At 70.6% G+C, this 21,231-nt stretch carries 20 protein-coding genes; 12 read left to right on the forward strand and 8 right to left on the reverse strand.

Translation table 11 applies throughout. The features are described 5' to 3' along the window. The first annotated feature begins 3 nt into the window (after nt 1-3). The 8 genes from FCN18_RS17130 (at nt 4) to FCN18_RS17165 (ending at nt 7,990) form a co-directional block, all read left to right on the forward strand. Nucleotides 4-894, forward strand: a complete 891-nt coding sequence (locus FCN18_RS17130; RefSeq protein ID WP_137095591.1) for an FAD binding domain-containing protein — start codon at nt 4-6, stop codon at nt 892-894. After that, the gene (locus FCN18_RS17135; protein ID WP_112273813.1) at nt 881-2,095 is read left to right on the forward strand and encodes a xanthine dehydrogenase family Fe-S subunit; all 1,215 of its coding nucleotides are present in this window, start codon (nt 881-883) and stop codon (nt 2,093-2,095) included. The genes FCN18_RS17130 and FCN18_RS17135 overlap by 14 nt, the downstream gene beginning before the upstream one ends. 124 nt (nt 2,096-2,219) lie before the next feature. Beyond that, the gene (locus FCN18_RS17140) at nt 2,220-3,152 is read left to right on the forward strand and encodes a LysR family transcriptional regulator (RefSeq protein WP_158303132.1); all 933 of its coding nucleotides are present in this window, start codon (nt 2,220-2,222) and stop codon (nt 3,150-3,152) included. A 128-nt stretch (nt 3,153-3,280) separates the two neighbouring features. Continuing rightward, a complete protein-coding gene (locus FCN18_RS17145; RefSeq protein ID WP_113642871.1) occupies nt 3,281-4,633 on the forward strand; it encodes an MFS transporter in 1,353 nt (450 codons plus the stop codon). Then, complete coding sequence (locus FCN18_RS17150) at nt 4,630-5,394, forward strand: SDR family NAD(P)-dependent oxidoreductase (RefSeq protein ID WP_112273808.1); 765 nt, start codon at nt 4,630-4,632, stop codon at nt 5,392-5,394. Before FCN18_RS17145 ends, FCN18_RS17150 begins: the two co-directional genes overlap by 4 nt. Then, nucleotides 5,394-6,797: an aldehyde dehydrogenase family protein gene (locus FCN18_RS17155; RefSeq protein WP_112273806.1), complete on the forward strand. Its 1,404-nt coding sequence runs from the start codon at nt 5,394-5,396 to the stop codon at nt 6,795-6,797. The genes FCN18_RS17150 and FCN18_RS17155 overlap by 1 nt, the downstream gene beginning before the upstream one ends. A 4-nt stretch (nt 6,798-6,801) precedes the next feature. After that, on the forward strand, nt 6,802-7,389 hold the full coding sequence (locus FCN18_RS17160; RefSeq protein ID WP_112273804.1) for a UbiX family flavin prenyltransferase: 588 nt from the start codon (nt 6,802-6,804) through the stop codon (nt 7,387-7,389). Nucleotides 7,390-7,642: 253 nt separating this feature from the next. Continuing rightward, nucleotides 7,643-7,990, forward strand: coding sequence for a hypothetical protein (locus tag FCN18_RS17165; RefSeq protein ID WP_113642869.1), 348 nt, complete (start codon nt 7,643-7,645; stop codon nt 7,988-7,990). Nucleotides 7,991-8,236: 246 nt separating this feature from the next. On the opposite strand, the gene FCN18_RS17170 is transcribed toward FCN18_RS17165, so the two are convergent. The 6 genes from FCN18_RS17170 to FCN18_RS17195 all read right to left on the reverse strand — a co-directional run bounded on the left by FCN18_RS17170 (nt 8,237) and on the right by FCN18_RS17195 (nt 15,362). Continuing rightward, entirely contained in the window at nt 8,237-9,628 is a 1,392-nt protein-coding gene (locus FCN18_RS17170; RefSeq protein WP_228714007.1) for an MFS transporter, read from the reverse strand. 29 nt (nt 9,629-9,657) lie between these two features. Then, nucleotides 9,658-10,152, reverse strand: a complete 495-nt coding sequence (locus tag FCN18_RS17175; RefSeq protein ID WP_113642868.1) for an SRPBCC family protein — start codon at nt 10,150-10,152, stop codon at nt 9,658-9,660. 115 nt (nt 10,153-10,267) lie between these two features. Continuing rightward, complete coding sequence (locus FCN18_RS17180) at nt 10,268-11,491, reverse strand: RNA polymerase sigma factor (protein ID WP_206077922.1); 1,224 nt, start codon at nt 11,489-11,491, stop codon at nt 10,268-10,270. Next, complete coding sequence (locus tag FCN18_RS17185; protein WP_110339643.1) at nt 11,482-11,817, reverse strand: YciI family protein; 336 nt, start codon at nt 11,815-11,817, stop codon at nt 11,482-11,484. Before FCN18_RS17185 ends, FCN18_RS17180 begins: the two co-directional genes overlap by 10 nt. A 313-nt stretch (nt 11,818-12,130) precedes the next feature. Further along, nucleotides 12,131-12,475 carry a CocE/NonD family hydrolase gene (locus FCN18_RS17190; protein WP_456107163.1) on the reverse strand — a complete coding sequence of 115 codons (345 nt, stop codon included), beginning with the start codon at nt 12,473-12,475 and terminating at the stop codon, nt 12,131-12,133. A gap of 88 nt (nt 12,476-12,563) precedes the next feature. Then, nucleotides 12,564-15,362: an ATP-binding protein gene (locus tag FCN18_RS17195; RefSeq protein ID WP_228714016.1), complete on the reverse strand. Its 2,799-nt coding sequence runs from the start codon at nt 15,360-15,362 to the stop codon at nt 12,564-12,566. A 399-nt stretch (nt 15,363-15,761) separates the two neighbouring features. Here FCN18_RS17195 and FCN18_RS17200 point away from each other — a divergent pair, with 399 nt between their 5' ends. Both FCN18_RS17200 and FCN18_RS17205 read left to right on the forward strand, forming a co-directional pair. After that, nucleotides 15,762-17,006, forward strand: a complete 1,245-nt coding sequence (locus tag FCN18_RS17200) for a metal-dependent hydrolase family protein (RefSeq protein WP_137095594.1) — start codon at nt 15,762-15,764, stop codon at nt 17,004-17,006. Further along, nucleotides 17,003-17,671, forward strand: coding sequence for a hypothetical protein (locus tag FCN18_RS17205; protein WP_112273792.1), 669 nt, complete (start codon nt 17,003-17,005; stop codon nt 17,669-17,671). The genes FCN18_RS17200 and FCN18_RS17205 overlap by 4 nt, the downstream gene beginning before the upstream one ends. A gap of 426 nt (nt 17,672-18,097) precedes the next feature. Here the strand turns inward: FCN18_RS17205 and FCN18_RS17210 are convergent, their stop codons facing one another. Then, entirely contained in the window at nt 18,098-18,340 is a 243-nt protein-coding gene (locus tag FCN18_RS17210; protein ID WP_206077924.1) for a class I SAM-dependent methyltransferase, read from the reverse strand. Continuing rightward, nucleotides 18,333-18,575: a hypothetical protein gene (locus FCN18_RS17215; RefSeq protein ID WP_137095595.1), complete on the reverse strand. Its 243-nt coding sequence runs from the start codon at nt 18,573-18,575 to the stop codon at nt 18,333-18,335. The genes FCN18_RS17210 and FCN18_RS17215 overlap by 8 nt, the downstream gene beginning before the upstream one ends. 159 nt (nt 18,576-18,734) lie before the next feature. Here FCN18_RS17215 and FCN18_RS17220 point away from each other — a divergent pair, with 159 nt between their 5' ends. Both FCN18_RS17220 and FCN18_RS17225 read left to right on the forward strand, forming a co-directional pair. Beyond that, nucleotides 18,735-19,826, forward strand: a complete 1,092-nt coding sequence (locus tag FCN18_RS17220) for an ABC transporter ATP-binding protein (RefSeq protein WP_137095596.1) — start codon at nt 18,735-18,737, stop codon at nt 19,824-19,826. Between the two features lie 29 nt (nt 19,827-19,855). Continuing rightward, nucleotides 19,856-21,229 (forward strand): ABC transporter substrate-binding protein, encoded by a 1,374-nt coding sequence (locus tag FCN18_RS17225; RefSeq protein WP_137095597.1) that lies wholly within the window; start codon nt 19,856-19,858, stop codon nt 21,227-21,229. Nucleotides 21,230-21,231: the final 2 nt, after the last annotated feature.

Genomic DNA, 21,231 nt, shown 5'->3' on the forward strand with positions numbered 1-21,231 from the left:
CGAGTGAAGGCCGCGCCGTTCGCCTACGCCCGCCCGGCCAGCCTCGCCGAGGCGCTGGCCGAACTGGCCCGTTCCGACGGGGGAGGCAAGGTCATCTCGGGAGGGCAGTCACTGGTTCCCGTGCTCGCCATGCGCCTGGCCAGACCGGACGTGCTCGTCGACATCAACGGGATCGCCGAGCTGGGCCGCGTCGAGCGCTCGGGCGGCTTCGCCGAGATCGGCGCCACCGTGCGGCAGCGCACGGTGGAGCGGGACCCGGTGAGTGCCGAGGTTCCCTTGCTGGGCATGGCGCTGCCGTGGGTCGGCCACCGAGAGCTGCGCAGCAGGGGCACCGTGTGCGGAAGCCTCGCGCACGCCGACCCTGCGGCGGAGCTGCCCGCCGTGGCCTGCTGCCTCGACGCGTCGCTGACGCTCACCGGGCAGGACGGCGAGCGGCAGGTGGCGGCGCGGGACTTCTTCGCCGGAGCGATGATGACCGCCCTCGGTCCAGGCGACGTGCTCACGTCCGTCCGGTTCCCGCTCGCGGGGCCGGGGGACGGGTACGGATTCGCCGAGATCGCCCGCAGGCACGGCGACTTCGCGCTCGCCGGGGTCGCCGTGCACGTCAACGCCGCGGGCCGCGAGCCGAGTGCCGTGCTGACCGGTTTCGGGATCTCCGACCGGCCGGTGACGCGCTCGGTGGGCCGGGAGCTGGCCGAGGCACTCGATTCCGGTGACCTGGAGACGGCCCTGCGGTCCCGGCTCGCGGACGCGGTGCAGGACATGGTCGACACCGAGGGCGACGTGCACGCCTCCCGGGACTACCGGCGCCGGCTGTTCGGCGTGCTGGCGAGCCGCGAACTCGCCAAGGCCTACACGCGGGCACGGGGAAGGGATGCCGATGACCACGAGTGAGCGCCCGCTGCGGCCCGTGCGGGCTGAAGCGGGCGAACCGGTTGAGGTGAGCTTCACCGTCAACGGCACGCCGGCGACGCTGGAGCTGCCCGCGAGGGTGACGCTGTCGGACGCGCTGCGCGACCACCTCGGTCTCACGGGCACCCACGTCGGCTGCGAGCACGGCGTGTGCGGCATGTGCACCGTGCTCGTCGACGGGCAGGCGGCGCGCGCGTGCCTGCTGTTCGCCGTGCAGCTCGACGGCGCCGACATCGTGACCGTCGAGGGCCTGGGCAAGCCGGACGCACTGCATCCGTTGCAGGAGTCGTTCGGCCGCAACCACGCGCTGCAGTGCGGGTTCTGCACGCCCGGGTTCCTCATGAGCTCCTACGACCTGCTCACCGAGAAGCCGGGTGTTCGGGCCGAGGAACTGCCCGAAGAGCTCTCCGGCGTGATCTGCCGGTGCACCGGTTACCGCAACATCGTCACCGCCGTGCGGGAGACGCAGGAGCGGTTCCCCGACGGGATTCCCACGCCGGGCAACTGCGGAGCCAGAGCGCTCGCCGGGCGCGCCACCGGCCGCGTCGGCGGAGGGCCGGACAGCGAAGCGGCCCCGGACGACGCGCCGAAGCCCGTCGAGATCGTGCTGCCCGGCGGGGAGCCGACGATCGCGGTGCGGATCACCACCGAGCTCGCGGTGGCCGTCGAGCAGGTGTGGGACGTCTTCGACGACATCCGCCTGCTCGCGCGCTGCCTGCCCGGCGCGGAGCTGACCGACGAACTCGGCGGCGACCAGTATGCGGGCAGGGCCAGGGTCTCGGTCGGACCCGTCAAGCTCGCCTTCAAGGGCGTGGCCCAGATCCTGGAGCACGACCGGGCGGCGCGCCGTCTGCGGGTGCTGGCGCAGGGCCAGGACAGCGGCGGTGCGCAGACGCAGGCCGGCATCGAGCTGCGCACGGAGCCCTCCGGCGAGGGCACGGTGCTGCACGCCGATGCCGAGGTGTACCTCACCGGCCGGATCGCGCAGTTCGGCCGCGCGCTCGCCGGCGACATCAGCAGGCGGATGTTCGAGCAGTTCGCGGCCGCCGTCGCGGAGGCGGCGACCTCCGGAGAGGCCCCGTCCGGTCCCGTGCGCGCGCCAAGCGCGTTGCGGCTGATGCTGGGCTCGCTGCTCGACCGGCTCCGCCGCCCGCGGAGAAAGGGGAGTGGTGCCGCTCGTTGACGTGGCAAAGCTCAGAACATACTGTTTCCACAGTCCGAAACATATGGTCCGGTTCGGCGGGCCGTCGGCGATCAGGAGGGTGGCATGGGCAAGACTCACGACCACCCGCGCCCTCGCTAGTCCCATGGAACTCCACCAGCTCCGGTACGTGGCGGCAGTGGCCGACGCGGGCAGCTTCACCCGCGCCGCCGAGGTGCTCTACCTCGCGCAGCCGTCGCTGTCGGTGCAGATCCGCAAGCTGGAGAAGGAACTCGGTGTCGCGCTGTTCGAACGGCTGGGCCGAAAGGTCACGCTGACCACCGCGGGTGAGGCGTTCCTCGAACACGCCCGACCCGCGCTGTTCCACCTGGAGCGCGCGCGGGAGGAAGCCGTCGCGGTGCGCGACCTGCAGCGCGGCCGGCTCGCGATCGGGGCGCTGCCGAGCGTCGGGGCGACACTCCTGCCGAAGGTGCTCGCGGACTATCGCGCCGCCTACCCGGACGTCGAGCTGCGGCTGATCGAGCACAACGTCTCCGCAGAGTTCGAGCGCATGGTGCAGGTGGGCGAACTGGACCTCGCCGTGGTGCGGGCGCCGTGGGAGCGGCCGGGCATCACCGGCAGGGTGCTGATCCGCGAACCGATGGTGGCGATGCTGCCGCCGGGGCACCGGCTCGCCGACCGTGCCGAGCTCGACCTCGCCGAGCTGTCCGGCGACGACTTCGTGGGCATGCAACAGGGTTCGGGCCTGCGCAGCATCATGGAGACTACGTGCCACAGGCACGGCTTCAGCCCGAAGGTGACCGTGGAGACCGAACAGCTTTCCGTGCTGTGCGGGATGGTCCGCAACGGCGTCGGCGTCTCGGTCGTGCCGCGGCTCGTCGCCTCCGGCTACGAGCCGACGGTCCGGCTGAATGATCCGCGGGAGTCCCGCGAGCTCGGCGTCGTGTGGCGCGCGGGCGGCCAGCTCGCCCCCGCCGCGCTGGCGCTGCTCGACCTGCTGCTCACCGAGGTCAGGCGGTTCGGCGCCGACACCGGCGGTAGTGACGCCACAGTGGACGGTCTCGACCTGAGCGTCTAGCCGCGGCCCAGCTCAGAAGCCATAGCCATAGCAGTTGCCTACCGCCGCGGTAGGCAACTGCCCATCGCCGCGCGTCGTGCGGCGCACTGTAATGCCTACCAGGCGCGATTCTCACAAGGAGGTGGATCATGTCGGCTCCCGCCACGGGCGGGCTCTCCCGCCGTGCCACCCTGTACGCAGCCTTCACGTCGGTTGCGGGCTGGGCGTTCGATCTGTTCGACCTGTTCATCCTGCTCTACATCGCGGGAACGGTCGGCGAGCTGATCTTCCCCGCGCACAGCCCGACACTCAGCCTCGCCGCCGTGTACGCCTCGTTCGCGGTGAGCGTGCTGCTGCGCCCCGCGGGTGCGGCGATCTTCGGCGCTGTCGCCGACCGCAGCGGGCGCAAGAAGACGATGGTGATCGTGCTCGCCGGCGTCGGGCTGTCGACCGCGGCGATGGGCGCCGTGCCGACCTACGCCGCCGCCGGGCTCGCCGCGCCGCTGCTGTTCCTGGCGCTGCGCCTGGTGCAGGGTGTGTTCGTCGGCGGGGTCGTCGCGGCCACGCACACGCTGGGCACGGAGAGCGTGCCGCCGCGCTGGCGCGGGCTGATGTCCGGGCTCGTCGGCGGTGGCGGTGCCGGGCTGGGTGCCGCGCTGGCCAGCGGGCTGTTCATCCTCGTCAACCACCTGTTCCCCGGCGACGAGTTCGACGTGTGGGGCTGGCGTGTGATGTTCTTCGCCGGGCTCGTCGCGGCGATGCTGAGCTACCTGGTGGTGCGGGGCGTCGAGGAGTCTCCGCTGTGGAAGGCCGCCCAGCGGGCGGGCCCGCCCGCGAAGGTGCGCATCAGCGACCTGGTGCGCGGTGGCCGGGGCAGGATGTTCGCGCTCAACATCGTGCTCGTCGCCGGAGCCGGGTCCCAGTACTACCTGACCTCCGGCTACCTGCCGACGTTGCTCGGTGAGGTCACCGGCGTCAGGGGCACGGTGCAGGGCGTGATCCTGCTCGTCTCCAGCCTCGGCGTGGTGGTCGCGACGATCATCGCCGGTGAACTGTCCGAGCACCTCGGCAGGCGCCGCACGATGCTGCTCTTCGGCGGCGTGAACCTGGTGGCGCTGCCGCTGCTGGTGTGGCTGATCACGAGCAGCGATCCCGGCGACACCACCGCGATCCTGTGGTACTCGATCCTGCTGGCGTTCCTGGCCAACGCCGCCTACTCGCCCGTGATGGTGTTCCTGAACGAGCGTTATCCGACGTCCTTGCGCTCTCGCGGCACGGCGGTCTGCTGGAACCTCGGCTTCATGGTCGGCGGACTCATGCCCACGTTCGTCAACCTGGCCAGCCCCGGGCTGTCCGACGTGCCCAGCAGGCTCATGGTGTTCCTCGTCGTCATGGTCGCCGTGTTCCTCGTGGCGAACGTGATCAGCCCGGAGACCAAGGGCTCCATGGAGAACGAAGAAGTCCCCAAGGCGTCCGTTCTGGACAGAGAGGAAGCCCGATGACCGCACCGGACCTGCGTGGCAAGGTCGTGTTGCTCACCGGCTGCACGGGAGATATCGGCGCCACCTACCTGCGAGCGCTCACGGCGGCCGGGGCCGACGTGGTCGCCGCCGACCTCGCCGACGGCGCGGAGCAGGCGGAGAAGGCGGACGCCGACGGGCCCGGCAGCGCGGTCTTCACCCGCTGCGACATCACCGATGACTCCGATGTGGACAGAGCGGTGCGGCTGGCCGTCGACCGTTTCGGCGGCCTGGACGCTGTGGTGAACAACGCCGCGGTCTACAAGGCGCTCGGCCACAAGCGCCCGCTGGAGGAGCTCACCGCGCAGGACTGGGACACGGTGCTGCGCGTCAACGTGCGCGGCACGTGGCAGGTGATCCGGGCGGCACTGCCGGCCCTGCGGGCACGGGGCGGCGGTCGCATCGTCAACGTCGCCTCCGTGGTCACACGCACCGGTGCCGCCGGGTTCGCGCACTACGTCGCCTCGAAGGCCGCGGTGGAGGGGCTCACGAGGGCCGCGGCCAGGGAGCTCGGCCGCGACGGCATCGGCGTCAACGCCGTCTCGCCGGGCCTTGTCGACGACGAGGCGACCCGCACGATCAACGACGACGGCTACGTCGCGAACGCCGCCGCGAGCCGCTCGCTGCCGAGGGCGATGCGGCCCGACGATCTGGTGGGCGCGGTGCTGTGGCTCGTGAGCGACGCCAGCGCGTTCGTGTCCGGGCAGACCGTGGTCGTGGATGGCGGCGGGGTGTTCGTGTGATGGGCACAGAGTGGAAGATCCCGCAGGACGCGACCCCGGCCGACCCGGCGACCCTGCGTGTGCTGGGTGAGGTCACCGCGGTCACGCCGGGGGAGCTCGACCAGGCCGTGCACACGGCCGACCAGGCGATGCGGGGCAGCTGGCCGGTGGACGCGAAGCTGCGGCAGGTCGCGCTCTGGCGCTGGGCGGACCTGCTCGCCGAGCACGCCGACGAACTGGTCTCCGCGCTCGTCGCCGAAAGTGGCAAACCGGTCCGCGAGGCACGCATCGAGGTCGCGGGCGCCGTTGACTCTCTGCGCTACAACGCCGGGCTCACCCGGCTGGTCAACGGCAGGGCCGGGACCCTTCCGGACGGCTCGCAAGCACACCTGGTGCGGGAGCCGGTGGGGGTCACCGCCCTGATCGTGCCGTGGAACTGGCCGCTGCTGCTGCTCCTGCGGGACCTGGCGCCCGCGCTCGCGGCCGGCGTGACCACGCTGGTGAAACCCGCTCCGCAGACCACGCTGGTCACCCAGCGGGCCGTCGGGCTCGCGCACGAGGCGGGTATCGGCGAGGACGTGGTGCGGGTCGTCGCCGGGGACGGGCTCGTCGGCGAGGCGCTCGTGACGCATCCGCTCGTCCGGGCCGTCGCGTTCACCGGCTCGACCGAGGTGGGCGCGGCGATCCGCTCCTCGGCCGCGCCCGACATGACCCGTACCCTGCTGGAACTCGGCGGCAAGGCGGCGATGACGGTGTTCGCCGACGCCGACGTGGACGCCGCGGCCGAGACGGCGGCGATGGCGTCGGTGATCACCACCGGACAGATGTGCATGGCCTGCACGCGGCTGCTCGTGCAGCGCGGCGCGTTCGACCGGGTTCGCGACCGCGTGGTGGACGTGCTGCGGTCGCTGCGTGCCGGTGACCCGCGCGACGAGAACACCGACCTCGGCCCGCTCATCTCCGCACCCGCGCTGGAGCGGTTCACCGGGTACGTCGACCTGGCGCGCACCGGGGCGAGGCTGCTGACCGGTGGCGAGCGCGCCGACGCCGACGGTCTGCCGGGGCACTTCGTCACCCCGGCGGCGGTCACCGGCGCCGCGCTGGACTCGCCGCTGGTGCAGCACGACCTGTTCGGCCCGCTGCTCAGTATCGAGCCGTTCGACGACGAGGAGGACGCCGTCCGGCTCGCGAACGCGACGCCCTACGGGCTCGCGGCGGCGCTGTGGACGAGTGACCTGGACCGGGCGTGGCGGGTGTCGCGCCGGCTGCGCGCGGGCACGGTCTGGGTGAACGGCTACAACCGCTCGTACGCGGAGATGCCCAGCGGAGGCCACGGCGCCTCCGGCCTCGGCCGAACCCGCGGTGTCGAGGGCATCGAACAGTTCACCGAGCTCAAGCACGTCCACTTCGGAGCAGGGAGGTAGGCACATGGAAGAGGAGCGGTTCCCGCCCAGGATCGTCGTGGGCATCAGCGGCGCCTCGGGCGTGCTCTACGGCGTCCGCGCCCTGGAGCTGTTGTCCCAGCTCGGCGTCGAGACGCACCTCGTGTTCACGAAGGCGGCCCGCGCGACGCTTGCCCAGGAGACCGACTTGAGCGTCGCCGACGTGAAGGCGCTCGCCGACCAGGTCTATTCCGAGCACGACCTCGGCGCCGCCATCTCCAGCGGATCGTTCCCCACCGACGGCATGCTCGTGGCGCCCTGCAGCATCAAGTCGCTGTCCGGAATCGCCAACAGCTACGACGACACCCTGCTGGTGCGCGCGGCCGACGTGACGCTGAAGGAGCGGCGGCCGCTGGTGCTGATGGTGCGCGAGACGCCGCTGCATGCTGGACACCTCCGGCTGCTGGCCCAGGCGTGCGACGTCGGCGCCACGATCATGCCGCCCGTGCCCGCGTTCTACACGCGGCCCGGCTCGCTCGAGGAGATGATCACCCAGACCGTCGGCAGGGCACTCGACGCCCTGCGCCTGCCGCACCCGGCGACGGCCCGCTGGACGGCGGAGTCGCGCGGCTGACCCACGTGCTCGCCTCCCCTTGTACCGTGCATTTGGTACAAGGGGAGGCGGCACGGTGGCCTGGGACAACACGCTGGCCGTGGCCCGGGTTCTGGACTTGTCCGGCCACGCGATCCTTGTTGCTGCTGTGGCCCGGTGAGCGGCAGGGGCGGCGGCTGCTGCGGCGCTGGAGTGTCGACCGACCGTCCGATGAGGACGCCCCGGGTCTGGTATCCGTGGGTGTTCTTCCTGATGCCCGTGCTGAGCCAGCACCGTGCTGCTGGGCGGGCTGCTCGCGCTGTGGCCGGCCAGGTCGGCCAGCAGGCAGGCGGTCGTGCGCCGGCGACGGATCGCCGCGGTGGCCCCGGCCTGGGTGCTCGTGCTGCTCGGGATCGCGGCGGTGGGTGGCCTCGCGCCACGGCGTGGAGGGCAGTGGGCGGCGTTCGGCGTGACCGCGGCGTGCGCGCTCGTCGCCGTCGTCGTCATCGTGCTGGCCCTCGGCGGGCGATCCTGCGGTCGACCGCGGTGCGTGGGCGAGGATGCGGTCGGTCAGGTCGATGGTGGCCAGGTACCACCAGAACACCCAGTCGAGGGAGACCAGGTCGTGATCCGCCTGCTGTGACGCGTTCTGATGCCGGATTCCCAAGCGGTTCGCGATCTGGAAGAGGGCTTCTTCGTCCTTGTTGGGCAGCTGTCCTTGATCCGATTCGACGCTCCTCGAGGATGTCGGCCAGCGTGACAACGGCGGCGGATTTGATCGCCGCCCTCGCCGTCGTCGCGGGAAGTCGTCGCGTGGAACAGTTCCGTTCGCTCATCGGCGGGTGCGGTGACCATGCGCCCGGTGTCGATCGAAAACTCAGAGGCTTGGTTACAAGTCACTACTTCTCCTGAAGCCGATCATCGCTGTGACTACTCCTAGACCAGCGAGAACACCGATGGCGGCGAAGGCGGTGCGGAAGCCGTCGAGGCCCGTTCCCGCGACGAGGACTGTCGCGACGACGGCCACGCCTGCCGCGGCACCGATCTCACGCGTCGTTTCGATCAGGCCCGAGGCGACTCCCGACTCCGCCTCGGTGACGCCGGACAACGCGCCGATCTGCAGCGAGGGGACACAGAGCCCGAAGCCGATTCCGGCGAGCAGGAACGCCGGAAGCAGGCCAATGAGGTAGTCGCCGTCGGCGGAGACCTGAGTGAGCCACGCCATCGCGACGGCCAACAGTGTCAGACCGGTTACCAGCATGCGGCGGACGCTCATGACGGCGGTGAGGCGGCCCGCTGCGGATGCGGTTCCGAATTCGGTCATTGTCGTGGCCAGCCATGCGAGACCTGTTTCCATTGGCGAGTAACCGAGTCCCTGCTGCATCAAGAGCGACCCGAGGAAGATGAACGAGAAGAACGCACCGAAGGCGAGCAACGCGGTGAGGTTCGCCGCGACGAGTGTGCGGTTCCTCAGTGTTCTGCCCGGCACCAACGGGGCGGGTGAACGCCTCTCGATCAACACGAACGCGGCCATCAGCGCACCTGCCGCGAGAAACCATGCCAATGTGGAGACGGAGGCCCATCCGTGGGTGGCGGCGTGGTGGAGCGCGTAGACGGATGTCAGCAGTCCACCGGTCGCCGCGCTCGCCCCCGCGACGTCGAGCCGCCCGGACCGGCCACGGGCAACATCGGCATTGAGGCAGGTGATGGCGAGCGCGACGAGCACGAGGCCGACAGGAACGTTGATGAAGAACGCCCACCGCCAGCCAGGGCCGGCGGCGATGAGACCGCTCGCGACGACGCCCACCGTTCCGGCCGCTCCGCCGACGGCTGCGAAGATGCCGAAGGCCCGGTTGCGTTCCCGCCCCTCCTGGAACGTGGCAGCCACCAGCGAGAGTGCGGCCGGCGCGATGAGTGCCCCGCCCAGCCCCTGAAGGCCGCGCGCGGTGATCAGCACGCCGCCGTGCTGCGCCAGGCCCGCCACGAGCGACGCAGTGGTGAACAGGCTGAGGCCGGCGAGAAAGATGCGGCGTCGTCCCAGCAGGTCGGTCATCCGGCCGCCGACGAGGAGGAATCCGCCGATGACCAGGCCGTAGGCAACGACCACCCACTGCACGGTGCCTTGGCTGACGCCGAGGTCTCGCTGGATCGAGGGCAGGGCCACGTTCACGATGGCGATGTCGAGGCCCACCATTGCCTGGGCCGCGCATGCCAGGCCGAGCACGAGCCCTTGGCGAGTATCCGTCGCCTTCCGGCGCGCGACGGTGTTCACGAGATTCATGGCTGGACTTCCCTTCGACCCGCGCCGGATCAGCGGTGGTAGCTCGGCATGGGCTGGCCGACGCCGGTGGTGATCAGCTGCGGCAGGCTCTTGGTGATATAGAAGGTCCAGCCGGCCGAGCACGCTTCGAAACAAGCGGATTCGGCCGAGGTGAGACCCTCATGTGTGAAACGCACCGTCGTGCCCTGATCCGTGACACCGATGTCGAAGACGACGGTGGTGCCAGTCCACTCGTCGGGGTCGTCGACGAAGGTCAGCAGGGAGTCCACGCAGTGCCAGACCATCCGCCTGCCTGGCACGACCTCGGTGAGCTGAAACCGGGCGAAACGGATGCCCTTCTTGGCTCGGGCGGTCTCACCGGCGTATTCGCAGTCGTCGGTGAATACGAACTCATCGTGCAGCGCGGCCGAATGGCCGATGAGGTTCTCGCTCCACCACCCACGCACGTTGGTGACGGCCTCGAAGACCTCCTCCGGCGTCCGGTCGACGGTCATGGTGGCGGTCAGGTACTCGGTGTTCGACATGGGTTCTCACTTCTCTCCGTTTGGCGGCTTTGCCCACCGACGAAGGAGAACGCCCAGGATCGACATCGGCGCTGAAGAACTTGAGAAAAATCTAGGACAGACGTGAAGACGCTGGTCAGAGGCTATGAAGACGTGCCTTCAGGTAACGACGCTCGGCGTCGGTCGGCGCCAGTTCCAGCGCTTCCTCGTAGGCCGTGGCTGCCTCGGTGAGGCGGCCTTCCCTGCGGAGGAGGTCGGCCCGGGTGGCGGGCAGGAGATAGTAGCCGTCGAGTCGGCCGGACTCGGCGAGCTCGTCGACGAGCGCGAGCCCCGCGGAGATGCCCTCGGCCATCGCTACCGCCACGGCGCGATTGAGGTCCACGACGGGAGACGGCGCCAGCCGCGCGAGCTCGGCGTAGAGTGCGGCGATCTGGGGCCAGTCGGTAGCGTCCGCGTCCGGAGCGGTGCTGTGACAGGCGGCTATCGCAGCCTGCACCTGGTACGGCCCGAAGCTCCGCATGGCCAGCGCTTCGTCGAGTGTCGCGACACCTTCGGCGATCAGCGCGTGATCCCACAGGGACCGATCCTGGTTTTCCAGCGTGACCAGGACGCCGTCGACGGTGCGACTCGCGCGACGGGCCTCCAGCAGCAACATCAACGCCAGCAGGCCGCGCACCTCGGGCTCGCCGGGCATCAGCCGGACGAGCGTCCGTGCGAGGTGAATCCCCTCGGCGGCCAGCGCCCTTCGCCCGTCCTGCTCGTCGTAGCCCTCGTTGAAGATCAGGTACAGCACCGCGAGGACAGCGGTCAGCCGCTGTGGCAGGAGCTCCGCGGGTGGGACCCGATACGGGATCCCTGCCTCGACGATCTTGCGCTTGGCGCGCACCAGGCGTTGCGCCATCGTCGGCTCGGCGGTCAGGAACGCCTTGGCGATCTCACCCGTGCTCAATCCCGCCAGCGTGCGCAACGTGAGGGCGACGCGGGCCTGGAACGGCAGCGCGGGATGACAGCACGTGAAGATGAGCCGCAGCCGCTCGTCCGGAATCTCCTCAGACGCGGGCTCGATCGGCACCCGCTCCAGCACAGCGAGCTCCCGCACCTTCGCCGCGCCCTTCGTGTCCCGCCGCAGCTGGTCGATCGCCCGGTGACGGGCCGCGGTCGTGAGCCACGCACCCGGACGGGACGGAACGCCGTCGCGCGTCCACGTCGCCAACGCGGCGGCGAACGCCTCCTGCGCGCAGTCCTCAGCCAGGTCCCAGTTCCCGGTCAGCCCGATCAGCGTGGCGACCACCTGGCCCCACTCGTCCCGGTACGCCGCGTCGACCGCGGCACGAACCGTCTCCGGTGCGGTCACTCCCATACGGGGCGGACCTCGATACAACCCCGGCTCGCGTAGGGGTGCAGCGCCGCGAGCGCGAGCGCGTCGTCGAGATCGGCACACTCGACAATGTCGATACCGCCGACGAAGTCCTTCGTCTCCGCGAACGGGCCGTCGGACACCATCGTCTCGCCGTCCCGCACGCGGACTGTCGTCGCGGCCGCCACCGGCCGCAGCCGCGCGCCGCCGAGGCTGCCTCCCCGCCGGTCCACCTCCGCGTCGTACGCCTGGAACGCCGGGTCCGCCCTTATCTCCTCCATGGACGGCGATGTCGTCTCGTCGTCACAGATCAGGAACACATACTTCATGGGCTACATGATGCCCGAACCGGCGCGGGCGTCATCGGCACTGCGGGAATCGACCATCACCTGCGTCGCAGACGGCTGTGCGCCCAGCCAGCACGCGGAATCACCCTCGCGGCTCCTCCGGGACTGTTCCAAGATCGGTGTCTCTGGCCCGACACGCCGAGCGAGGTCCGCCGGGATGGGCACACTGTGAGTGATGACGTCGGACGCAGTGAGTCCGCGCAAGCTGAGAACGTGCTGGAAACGGAGCTGAACGAGGAAATGACCAGGTACCTCGGACACGAGAAGAATCAGGCGGATCCGGGTCGGGACTCGATTAAAGTGCGGAAACGGTGCGAGGACAGCGCAGCCCATTGTGTGTAGCCCACATAGGACAGTCCGGTCGTTCCGACACGACCGTTCGCCCACGGCTGGGGAACTTGCCGCGGCGATCCTGCGCGGCCAGTGCGTACCCTCGCTCGAGGAGCGCCTCAGCGAAGACGTCGACGCGGATGATCTCGCCGTTCTTGTCATAGGGCAGGCGCGTCAGCACGACCGGCACGGGGCCGTCGGCGTCCGGCAGGTACACGTCGGTCGCCAGCCGCACGCCGTCGCGCATCCGAACCATGTACTGCTGGGCCGATCGCTCAGCCGGACCCGGTGGGATGTGCGTGAACGACATCGGTGCCGGCCTGGGATCGATCGATTCGTTCTTCGGTCACCACGCGCCCATCGTTCACTCGAGCCGAGACCAGCTTGCCCGGCCCCGGTCACCTGTGTCGTGCGGCCCATGCGGCGATCTGGGCGCGGGTGGTGAAGCCGAGCTTGGTGAGGATGTGTTGCACGTGGTTCTCGGCGGTGCGCTCGGAGATGTGTGTGGCGGCGGCGATCTGCCGGTTCGTCAGGCCTTGGGACACGAGGGCGGCGATCTCGCGTTCCCTGCGGGTGAGTGGACCTGGCGTGTGGCCGGTCAGGGCGCGGGTCAGCTCCTGGGCACGGTTCAGCAGCGGAGCCATGCCGAGTGTGCGCGCGGTGGCCGCGGCCTGGGTGGCGAGCGCGCTCGCTTCGTCGCGGTCGCCGGGACGGCGCCTTCGGGCGAGGGTGCGGGCGAGGTCGTACCGAGCTATGGCCGCGAACGGTGGTGAGCCGGCGCGTTCGTTGCTCTCGATGGCGAGTCGCAGATGCCGCACCGCCTCGTCGGTGCGGCCCAACGCCGCTGCCGCGACGCCGAGTGGGCCGTGCGCGGAACCCGCCGTGGCGATGACGCCCGCGCCGCCGCAGCAGAACAGGTCGGCCCAGGGCGCGAGCGAGCGGTACGCTGTGTCGAGCATCTTCCGGTCGCCGAACGCCTCGGCGAGCTCGATCGTCCCGGTGACCGCGGGCAGCAGTAGGAATTCGGGAAGCACGTCGAGTGGAGTGGCCACGGCATATTCTCGCCGGGCTTCCTCTTCGCGTCCCGCGTACCAGTGGACCACCGCGGTCATTCCGTGCAGGGTCGGGATGTGCTCCCAGCCGTCGAGGGGATGGCTGTCCGTCTCGTCGGTGAACCCGGTCAGGACGCCCAGTATCGCCAGGTACCCCTGCGAGGGCAGCAGCGCGCCGGGGTGGTCGCCGCGCTTGGCCAGCGTCAGTGCTTGCTCGCCGTGGAACCGTGCCGCGTCGAACCGGCCACGGGCGAGCGCGATCGCGCCCCGGCAACGAGACTCGTGCCATGTCCCGAGCGGGAGTCGCAGCCGCTGCACTACTGCACCCAGCGGCCCGAGTTCCGCCTCGGCGCCGTCGAGGTCCCCGAGTTGCATCATGGCGTCGATCCGCCAGAGCCTGCCCCAAAGTTGCGCGGTGCTGTCCTGGTCGGTGAGCCCGCGCGCGACGAGCCGGTCGCCGAGAGCCAGTCGTTCCCGGACGCCGTCCGGGCCGCCGCGCGCGAGTTGGCGGGCGTTGAGGGCGCTGTGCAGCGCGTGCCGGTCGCCGAGACGTTCGGCCATGGCCATGGCGGCCTGGGACAACTCGCCGGAAGCTCGCCGGTCTTGCGGACTCTGATACGCCGACATCAGGACGTCCACCGACAGCTGCGCCAGCAGCCGGGCTCGCAGGTCCGAATCCTCCTCCGGCAGCAGGGCCAGTGCCTCTTCGCAGAGTGCGCGCTCCTCGGTCACCCAGGTGAGGTCGTTGGTGCCCTCGAGAACCAGTGCCGCCCGCGCCAGCAGCGGGCCGTCGACAAGCTCCCGCGCCAGCCGGGCGGCTTCGAGCACCGTGTCGCGGGCGGCGCTCATGCGGTACGCGCGCAGCAGTGCCGTCGCCCGGGCTATGTGCAACTCGCACCGGTCTTCCGGGTCCGAGGTGGTCTCCGCCGCCCGCCCGAACAGGCCGGCCGCCTCATCCCACGCGCATTGTTCCATCGCCGCGTGCGCCGCGCGTGCCGCCCACAGCGCCGCCTGTTCGGCGTCGCCGAGCGGAAGCGACTCCAGCCAGTGGTGGGCCAGCGCGGCGGGCCGCGACTCCGCGCCCGGCCTTTGCTGCAGGTACTCGGCCATCTTGCGGTGCACGTCGAGCCGGATCGAGCGGGGCATTTCCGACCGTGCCGCCTCGCGGACCAGGTCGTGGGTGAACTCCCACCTGTCGGGGCGTAGTACGCCGGCGGCGGCCGCGTCGTCCAGCGCGCCGAGCACGTCCTCCCGGTCCCGGCCGGTGACATGCGCGAGGCCGGCCACGTCCACTGCCGAGCCGAGCACCGCGGCCGTGCCCACCACGGTGCGCGCGCACTCTCCGAGCGTGGACAGCCTGACACGCACCGCGTCCCGGACACCGTCGGGCAGTGCCCGCGCGGGGTCGGCTCCGTCCGTGTCCTGGGCCAGGGCGTCCGCGAGCTCGCCGACGAAGAACGGGTTGCCCTGGCTGCGTCGGCTCACCGCGGCCACGACCTCGGCGGACACTGGCGCACCGGTGGTGGCGGCCAGCTGTGCGGCAACCTGCTCCTCGGTCAGGCCGACCAGCCGCAGGCGGCTGACCGTGTACTCCCTGGCCAGCTCGCCCAGCGCCTGCTTGACCGCCTCCCGGTGCCCGATCTCGGTGTCGCGGTAGGTGGCGACGAGTGCCAGCCGGGTGGTGCCGACCGCCCGGACAAGGTGCACCAGCAGGCGTAGCGACGACGCGTCGGCCCACTGGAGGTCGTCGAGCACGACGAGCAGTCCGGTGTTCTCGGCGGCCGCGGTGAGGTGCGCCGTGACCGCTTCGAACACGCGGAAGCGTTGCTGGGCCCGCACCTCCGCGGACGCGGGGTCCAGAGCAGAGCCCGTACTGGTCAGCTCCGGCCACGGATCACCGGAATCCGCCGCGAGCGCGCGGACCACCAGCCGGAAGGGCCAGAACGGCGGGCTGCCCTCGTCGTCGACAGCCCGGCCCCACGCCGTGGGCATGCCCAGCCTCGCCGCCATCCGCGCCGCCTCCCCGGCGAGGCGAGTTTTGCCGATCCCCGGCTCGCCCGCGACGAGGACGACCTGCCCATGTCCCGCGTGCGCGGCTTCCAGCCGGACGCGGAGCAGGTCGCACTCGTGCTCGCGCCCTACCAGGGTGGTGGGGTCGTGCTGCGTGGTGTGCCCCCTCGGGGACGGCCGGCGCCGGGTGAACGCCGTGTCCGCTCACTGTATTCCGGAATCGGCTCTGTGTGACCTCGTTGCCGACGCAGGAGCCACATGGCGGGTGGCCAGAAGCCCACCCAGAGGCAGGACAGGTAGGCGGCGGTGTAGGCGTCGGGCCAGGATCGACGGGCGGTCATCACGGTCTCCTCGCATCGCGGGCCAGCGGCACCGCCTCAGCGTGGCCCGCCCGGCCGAGGCGGCCATCCGGCGAACTACTCAGCACCGGTACTCACCGGGCCCCGGCGTTCCGGCCGGGTGGGCGGGCTGAGTACCCGTCGTGAGTACTTCCCCGGACGCGCCGGGGGCCCCTGGCGACTGACGATCCCCGGCATGACCGTTACCAGATCCAGCACCGAACGCGGCAGGCTCACCGTCCTCCGGCCGAGCCGCCTTTTCGACGGCGTGGGTTCAGCTCTCGTCGAGGACCCCGTCGTGGTCCTCGACGGCACCACGATCGTGGCCGTCGACCACGCCGGCTGCTTTCCGGCGATGGAACACGCGGACGTCGTCCACCTCGACGGAGCGACCCTCGTGCCCGGGTTGATCGACACCCATGTGCACCTGTGCTTCGACGCGGGCCACGACGTCGTGGGCGGCCTCGCCCGTCGGGACCGGGCAGCGGCTCTGGCCGCGATGGCACGTGCCGCGCGGATCGCACTGTCCGCGGGCGTCACCACGGTGCGCGACCTCGGCGACCTCGACTACTTGTCCCTGACATTGCGTGAGGGCGACCACGGCGGCCCGCTGCCTACCATCGTCGCCGCAGGGCCGCCGATCACCAGCCCCGGCGGCCACTGTCACTTCCTGGGTGGGGAGGCGGCGGGTGTCGACGGTGTCCGCCGAGCGGTGCGCGCGCACGCCGAGCGCGGTGTCGACGTCATCAAAGTCATGGCCAGCGGGGGCCATCTCACCCCGGGCAGTCATCCGCACGAGGCCCAGTTCGCCACCGATGAACTGCGGGCCATCGTGGACGAGGCCCACCGGTTCAGCCTGCCGGTCACCGCCCACGCGCACAGCACGGGCGCCATCGCCGACGCCGTCGCCGCGGGTGTCGACGGCCTCGAGCATGTCAGCTTCCAGACCGCGACGGGTGTCGTGCCCGCCCCGAGGGAGCTAGTGGCCGCGATCGCCGATCGCAGGATCGACGTAGGCGCCACGCTCGGCTTCGTCGCGCACCCCGGCGTGGAGCCGCCGCCCGCGCTGCGGGCCGCCCTGCCGATGCTGCGGGAGAACCTCCGCAGGCTGATCGACGCGGGAGCACCGGTCGTGATCGGCACCGACGCCGGCATCGCGCCCATCAAGCCCCATGACGTGCTCCCTCGGGCCCTCATCGACCTCGCCGAGTTGGGGCCGACCTCAGTCCAGGCACTGCGGACAGTGACTTCGCACGCCGCGGGCGTGCTTGGGCTGGCCCACCGCAAGGGCAGGCTCGCGCCTGGTTACGACGCCGATCTCCTCGCCGTCGACGGTGATCCGCTGGCCGACCTCTCCGCCCTGTGCCGGGTCCGCGCCGTCTACGCCAAGGGCGTAGCCGTACCCATCCAGGCCACCACGGAAGAAAGGCGACTCTCATGAGCACCAGAACCCTCGACCATGCGCCGTCGCGCCCACCAGCGGCCCTCCCGCGCTACGCGATGGCCGCGTGCGCCGTGCTCGCCCCTGCGCTGACCATCGCCGGATTACTCGCCCACACCGACACGGCCTGGCTCGAAGGCCGCGAGCTCGTTGAGGCGATCGCCGCCGACCCCGGCGCCTTCACTGCCGACACCTGGCTGGGGCCGATCGCGACACTGCTCTGGGTTCCCGCGATCCTCGCCGTCGGGCGCGTGGCCCGCGCCCGCGCCGGGGGCATCGGCCTGATCGGCCTGATACTTGCCTTCGCACTGGCGCTCCCGCTGGCCGCCGAGCAGAACCAGCTCGCATACCTCGCGGTACGCGGCGGCCTCGACGTCGACGCCACCACAGCGCTGCTGGACGCCGCGGGCACGGGCGCGGCCGCACTGTTCGGCTGGAGCTTCCTGGTCGGTCTCCTCGGGCTCGTCCTGCTCGGTGCCGCGATCCTGCGCGGCCGCTCCGCGCCGTGGTGGACCGGTGTGACCCTCATCGTGGCCGCCGTCGGGATGGTGCCGTCGTGGCAGTCCGGCTCGATCATCGCGATCGTCGCGACGTGGACGATCCTGCTGATCGGCTTCGCCGGCTGTGCCGCGACACTGGCCACCCACCCCGGCGCTCGCGAATAGCGCCGCCAGGACCGGTCGGCGTGGATCCCGTCCCGCGCCGGCCGGTCCTGAAGGCGACCTGCCCGGGCGTGACTGTTGCGTGCGGGGCCAGTCGCACGGCGGCTCAGCCCTTGGCCGTGTCTGACAATCCCGGTGCCGGCTGCGCGGGCCCAGTGCGGCGCCTCGCTGCGTTGTCGGAAGGCCCAAGTACGGTCCGTCTGGCAGCGGATCGTCCACAGTGGTCTGATGCCTCAGCGGGACTTGGACGCGTGGTGGGCGGTCAGCTGTGCTGGGCGTGGCGACCACCAGGAACCACGAAACACTCACCCCGCGGCCCGGCCCGATGTGGCTGGGTTCAGGTCGCCGCTTTGCGTGCCGCTCCGACGAAGGGGAAACCGCCCAGGCACCGTTCGCTACGGCCGGTGCCGTGCAGTCCGTGCCGGTCAGTTACTCGGCGAACTCGGCGGCTTCGAACCGACTCCCACGCGGGTGCGTGGTCAGCGTGCGCATGGCCCACGCATTCAGCATCCGGCGGGGCACCTCCTCGAACAGCAGGAGAGCACCTGGCGGGAGTGTGCGCCCGATCTCGGCGATTGCGGCGTGCCCGTCGGGCGCGTGGTGAATGCTCCCGAAGTCGACTGCCGGGTCGACCCCCTCGTCCGGCTGCGCGATCTCGCAGACGTCACCCACGGAACAGCGGCACCCCACAGTTCGGCAGGTTCGTCAGGTTGCGCTCGTCGGCCGAGTGGGAGGCTTTCCGCAGTGCCGACACGTCCTCGTAGCGGGTGAGCAACCAGAACCGAGTGGATTCTCGAAGGCGGGTGCGCTCGCGCGCAGCCGGGCGCAGCGCGGGGTACGGGTCGTCGGCGAACAGGTCGATGACGTGTCGTCGGCCATGACTCAGCCTAGGCTCCGGAAATGCCACCGGCGTCGCGCCGCGCAGGTGGCCAGAGGCGATCGCACTGGGCCGATTGGGTTTCCCGATCGCCGCGGGGTCTGTTCACCGTCCGTATACGAACCGCTGTTGCACTGAACGCCGTTCGGTGGAAAGGCACCGATGCGAGGGAAAGGTGCGGTAGCGGTTGTGAGCCGGATTCAACTTCAGGGGCTGACCCGGCGCTTCGGCGCGGTGACGGCCGTTGATGACATAGGGCTGGACGTCGCAGACGGCGAGTTCCTCGTCCTGCTGGGACCGAGTGGTTGTGGCAAGTCGACCCTGCTCCGCATGATCGCCGGTCTCCTCCCGCCCAGTGAGGGCAGGCTGTGGCTCGACGACACCGACATCACGCACCTGCCGCCGCAGCGGCGCGACGTGGCGATGGTGTTCCAGAGCTACGCGCTCTACCCACATCTGTCCGTGGCCCGCAACATCGGGTTCCCGTTACGCACGAGGAAACGTCCGCGCGCCGAGATCAAGGCGAAGGTGGCCGAGGTGGCCGCCACCCTCGGCCTCACCGACCTGCTCGACCGCAAGCCCAGGGAACTGTCCGGCGGCCAGCGGCAACGGGTCGCGCTCGGCAGGGCGCTCGTGCGAGACCCCGGTGCCTTCCTCATGGACGAGCCATTGTCCAATTTGGATGCCAAACTGCGGGCGGGCACGCGGGCCGAGATCGCGGAGCTGCACCGGAGGCTGCGGGCCACGACGGTGTACGTCACCCACGACCAGGTCGAGGCCATGACCATGGCCACGCGCATCGCGCTGTTGAACGAGGGCAGGCTCGAGCAGCTCGGGACACCGTCCGAGGTTTACGACGCGCCCGCGTCGGTGTTCGCCGCGACGTTCCTCGGCTCGCCCTCCATGAACGTCGTCGACGCGACCGTGCGCGCCGTGGACGGCGCGTTGGTCGCCGAGGCTGAAGGGCTTCGCTTGTCACTCGGCATCGACGCGGACATCCCGGACCGGCCAGTGCGGCTCGGTGTCCGGCCCGAGCACCTGACTCTCACCTCCTCCGGAGGCCAGGGAATCCGGGCCATCGTCACGGCTGTCGAGAACCTGGGCAGCGAGGAGGTCGCCCATTGCGACACGGGTGTCTCCGTGCGCGGTCCACGCCCGCTCGGGGTCGTCCCCGGCGAGGCCGTCACCCTGTCCGCCCGGCCGGGCCACCTGCACCTGTTCGACCACGACAGCGGCCGCAGGCTCGCCTGGCAGGCCGCGTCGGTTCCGCAACCCGTCTGATCGTCCCCGCACAGAAAGAGGAATCCCCCATGAAAAGGACCCTGCTCGCGGCCTGCGCCGCGACGCTCCTGCTGGCCACCTCGGCCTGCGGGCTGGGCACCGAGAGCACCGGCTCGCAGGCATCGGTGAGCCGCGTTCCCGAGCTGAAGCCGGACCAGAAGGTGTCGATCGTCTTCGAGAGCTACAACTTCGGTCAGGCCGGGGCGTGGACCGATACGTTCAACGAGCTGATCGCCGCGTTCGAGAAGGAGCACCCGAACATCTCGGTGACGGCGCAGAAGCCGCAGGGCAACAGCGCGAACCCGGCGACCGACACGATCTCCAGCCTGCAGAGCCAGCTCACCGCGGGCAGTCCGCCCGACGTCGTGCAGCTAGGCTTCTCCGACCTCGACTTCACCGTCAACCAGCTCAAAGCGCTGCCGCTGGACGACCTGGTCGGCAAGGACACCGTGCAGGCCAACTTCGACGGTGAGGAGTACCCCTACGCGGATTCGGCGCGCACGCTCGGCGACTGGAAGGGCAAGACCTACGGCGTGCCGTTCGTGTTCTCCACGCCGATGCTCTACTACAACAAGCAGCTGTTCACCCAGGCCGGTCTCGACCCCGAGCACCCGCCCGCCACCTGGGCCGAGGTCCGAGACGCTGCCAAGGCCATCAAGGACATGACGGGCAAGGACGGCGCCTATGTGGACTGCCTGACCAAGGCCGCCAAGGACTGGTGCTTCCAGGCTCTCGTGCGCTCGGCCGGCGGCAGGGTGATCTCCGAGGACCGCTCGAAGCTGACGTTCGCCGACCCACCGTCGGTCGAGGTCGTGCGCACCATGCAGGACATGGTGAGAACCGGTGTCATGCCCAACCGCACGCAGATGCAGGCTGTCGAGTCGTTCGCCCGTGGCGACCTCGGCATGATCCTGGAGTCCAGCGCGATCCAGGGCACGTTCCTGAAGGGGGCCGGGGACAAGTGGGAGCTCGGCGCCGCAGCGATGCCGAGCTTCGAGGGCAGGCAGGCCATCCCGACCAACTCCGGTGCCGCACTGTTCGTGTTCTCCCAGGACCAGGCCAAGCAGCGGGCGGCGTGGGAGCTGATCGAGTTCCTCACCAGCGAGCGCGCCTACACGACGATCGCGACCAAGATCGGCTACCTGCCGCTGCGTACCGGGCTCGTGAACGACCCCGACGGCCTCGAGAAGTGGGCCGACGAGAACCCGTACCTCGAGCCGAACCTGAAGCAGTTGGAGCACCTGGAGCCGTGGGTTTCGATGCCCGGCGCGAGCTACCTGCAGATCCGCGACGGGATGATGCAGGCAGTGGAGAACGCCGTGTACCAGGGCGCGAATCCCGCCGACTCGTTGCGGTCCGCGCAGGAGGAGGCGTCCGCGCTGCTTCCGGGCGGAGGGAAGTGAGC

Source organism: Prauserella endophytica (assembly GCF_005146945.1).
GTDB classification, from domain to species: Bacteria; Actinomycetota; Actinomycetes; order Mycobacteriales; family Pseudonocardiaceae; genus Prauserella_A; species Prauserella_A endophytica.

What these genes read in the sequence shown, in the direction of transcription:
- FCN18_RS17170 (WP_228714007.1), bottom strand. Translation starts at nt 9,628, where the DNA reads ATGAATCTCGTGAACACCGTCGCGCGCCGGAAGGCGACGGATACTCGC.
- FCN18_RS17205 (WP_112273792.1), top strand. Translation starts at nt 17,003, where the DNA reads ATGAGCACCAGAACCCTCGACCATGCGCCGTCGCGCCCACCAGCGGCC.
- FCN18_RS17190 (WP_456107163.1), bottom strand. Translation starts at nt 12,475, where the DNA reads ATGTCGTTCACGCACATCCCACCGGGTCCGGCTGAGCGATCGGCCCAG.
- FCN18_RS17200 (WP_137095594.1), top strand. Translation starts at nt 15,762, where the DNA reads ATGACCGTTACCAGATCCAGCACCGAACGCGGCAGGCTCACCGTCCTC.
- FCN18_RS17225 (WP_137095597.1), top strand. Translation starts at nt 19,856, where the DNA reads ATGAAAAGGACCCTGCTCGCGGCCTGCGCCGCGACGCTCCTGCTGGCC.
- FCN18_RS17180 (WP_206077922.1), bottom strand. Translation starts at nt 11,491, where the DNA reads ATGGGAGTGACCGCACCGGAGACGGTTCGTGCCGCGGTCGACGCGGCG.
- FCN18_RS17175 (WP_113642868.1), bottom strand. Translation starts at nt 10,152, where the DNA reads ATGTCGAACACCGAGTACCTGACCGCCACCATGACCGTCGACCGGACG.
- FCN18_RS17150 (WP_112273808.1), top strand. Translation starts at nt 4,630, where the DNA reads ATGACCGCACCGGACCTGCGTGGCAAGGTCGTGTTGCTCACCGGCTGC.
- FCN18_RS17145 (WP_113642871.1), top strand. Translation starts at nt 3,281, where the DNA reads ATGTCGGCTCCCGCCACGGGCGGGCTCTCCCGCCGTGCCACCCTGTAC.
- FCN18_RS17185 (WP_110339643.1), bottom strand. Translation starts at nt 11,817, where the DNA reads ATGAAGTATGTGTTCCTGATCTGTGACGACGAGACGACATCGCCGTCC.
- FCN18_RS17155 (WP_112273806.1), top strand. Translation starts at nt 5,394, where the DNA reads ATGGGCACAGAGTGGAAGATCCCGCAGGACGCGACCCCGGCCGACCCG.
- FCN18_RS17135 (WP_112273813.1), top strand. Translation starts at nt 881, where the DNA reads ATGACCACGAGTGAGCGCCCGCTGCGGCCCGTGCGGGCTGAAGCGGGC.
- FCN18_RS17140 (WP_158303132.1), top strand. Translation starts at nt 2,220, where the DNA reads ATGGAACTCCACCAGCTCCGGTACGTGGCGGCAGTGGCCGACGCGGGC.
- FCN18_RS17160 (WP_112273804.1), top strand. Translation starts at nt 6,802, where the DNA reads ATGGAAGAGGAGCGGTTCCCGCCCAGGATCGTCGTGGGCATCAGCGGC.